The organism is Pseudomonas sp. BS-2016 (genome assembly GCF_001806145.1).
GTDB lineage: Bacteria > Pseudomonadota > Gammaproteobacteria > Pseudomonadales > Pseudomonadaceae > Aquipseudomonas > Aquipseudomonas lundensis.
Map to the genome: position 1 here is coordinate 1 of NZ_MLCT01000078.1, position 1,797 is coordinate 1,797.

The following is a 1,797-nucleotide window of genomic DNA, read 5'->3' on the forward strand; positions in this document are numbered from 1 at the left end:
ACCCACCGCTATCGCAGGCAAGCCAGCTCCCACATTTGCTCTCTGTCGCCCGGCTTAGATCATTCGGCGCAGCGCCGCACAATCCTCGGCATGCCAATCCGCCAATTCCGGCCAAGGGTTCTCCGGCAAGTTCACCAACACCGTCTTGGTGCCCGCTGCCCGGCCACAATCCAGGTCAAAGCGATAATCCCCGACCATCACCATGTCGCGGGGTGCTACGTCCCAAGCCGCCGCCAGTTTCAGCAACCCACCGGGATCCGGCTTGTGCGGCGCATCATCGCGCCCCAGCACATCCTCAATCGCAAAGCAGTCCGCCAGGCCTATCGCCTCCAGGGTGATATGGGCCAGCTCCCGCGCATTGCGGGTCAGGATCCCCAGGCGGTAACCGCGCCCGGCCAATTCCTGTACCAGCTCCACCGCGCCCTGCGCCGCCACCGAACCCAGGGCCAGCTCGCGCTCGTGCTCCAGCAACCAGGCGTGCTTGGCGGCTGCAACCGGCGCAGGCAAGGCCGCCAGGTGCGTGAGGATGTCGTCTTCAGGTGGAATGTCCAGTGCCACGCGGATAGCGGCAAAATCATGCACGGCCACCGTGAGGGTGCCGTCCATGTCGAACACCCAGTGCCTAACGTCGCCGAGGCTCATGCCCAATCCTTGCGATGGCGGATCAAACCTTCCTGGGTCACCGACGCCACCAGTTGCCCGGCGCGGTTGTACACGCTGCCCCGGGAGAACCCCCTGGAGTTGCCAGCCCACGGGCTGTCCATGGCGTACAACAACCAGTCATCGGCACGCAGGTCGGCGTGGAACCACAGCGCGTGATCGAGGCTGGCGACCTGCATGTCTTTCTGCCACACGGTCTTGCCATGGGGCAGCAGCGAGGTGGTCAGCAGGCCAAAGTCCGAGGCATAGGCCAACAGGTATTTATGCAACGCCGGTGTGTCCGCCAAGGCACCGTCGGCACGAAACCACACGTACTTGACCGGGTCGGACGGCTGCGGGTTGAACGGGTCTTTTTCGGTGACCGGGCGCACTTCGATGGGCTTGGGGCACAGCAGCTTGTCGCGCATGTGCTCGGGGATCAAGTGCGCACGTTGCTGGGTCAGCTCCAGCTCCGACGGCAGGTTTTCCGGGCCCACGACCACCGGCATGGTGGTCTGGTGCTCGAAGCCTTGTTCGTCGTACTGGAACGAGGTCGTGCAGGTGAAGATCGGATTGCCCTTTTGAATCGCGGTGACACGACGCGTGCTGAAACTGCCACCATCGCGCACGCGGTCCACCGAATACACCACCGGCAACGCGGCATCGCCAGGGCGCAGGAAATAACCGTGCAGGGAATGTACATGCCGCGCTTCTTCTACGGTCTGGCTGGCCGCCGACAGCGACTGGCCGAGCACTTGGCCGCCGAACAGCTGGCGAAAGCCCAGGTCCTGGCTGCGGCCGCGAAAGAGGTTCTCCTCGATCGGCTCCAGGGTCAGCAAGTCCACCAGATCTTCCAATACTTGGCTCATAGAGCAACTCCTACAATCAATAGGGCATTCCGGGCTGCTTATCCGTGCAGCGTGTCCAACCATTGGGCGCGGGTGATGCGGTACAAAACATGCGGTCGCAGCGGGTCACCGGCTGCGACTTTCGGGTGTTCAAAATCTGCCTGCGGATCGTAATGCATACCGATGGCCTGCATGACTTTTTGTGAGGGCAGATTGCTCTCGGTGGTGAAGGCCAGGATTTCGTCCAGTTGCAAGCGGTCAAAACCACAGCGCAACGCTGTCCAGGCGGCCTCACTGGCATAACCCAGGC

Annotated in this window: 3 protein-coding genes; all 3 read right to left on the bottom strand. The window is 62.7% G+C overall.

Going from position 1 to position 1,797, the window contains the following annotated elements:
* Nucleotides 1-54: 54 nt before the first annotated feature.
* Complete coding sequence (locus tag BKD70_RS22370; RefSeq protein ID WP_014720042.1) at nt 55-642, bottom strand: HAD family hydrolase; 588 nt, start codon at nt 640-642, stop codon at nt 55-57.
* Nucleotides 639-1,508 carry an acyl-CoA thioesterase II gene (gene tesB / locus BKD70_RS22375; RefSeq protein ID WP_014720043.1) on the bottom strand — a complete coding sequence of 290 codons (870 nt, stop codon included), beginning with the start codon at nt 1,506-1,508 and terminating at the stop codon, nt 639-641. Before tesB ends, BKD70_RS22370 begins: the two co-directional genes overlap by 4 nt.
* Before the next feature lie 38 nt (nt 1,509-1,546).
* The coding region (locus BKD70_RS22380; RefSeq protein ID WP_139145794.1) for a GNAT family N-acetyltransferase at nt 1,547-1,797 on the bottom strand (251 nt) is incomplete at its 5' end.

Coding starts and splice junctions, on each gene's coding strand:
- tesB (WP_014720043.1), bottom strand. CDS start 1,508: ATGAGCCAAGTATTGGAAGATCTGGTGGACTTGCTGACCCTGGAGCCG.
- BKD70_RS22370 (WP_014720042.1), bottom strand. CDS start 642: ATGAGCCTCGGCGACGTTAGGCACTGGGTGTTCGACATGGACGGCACC.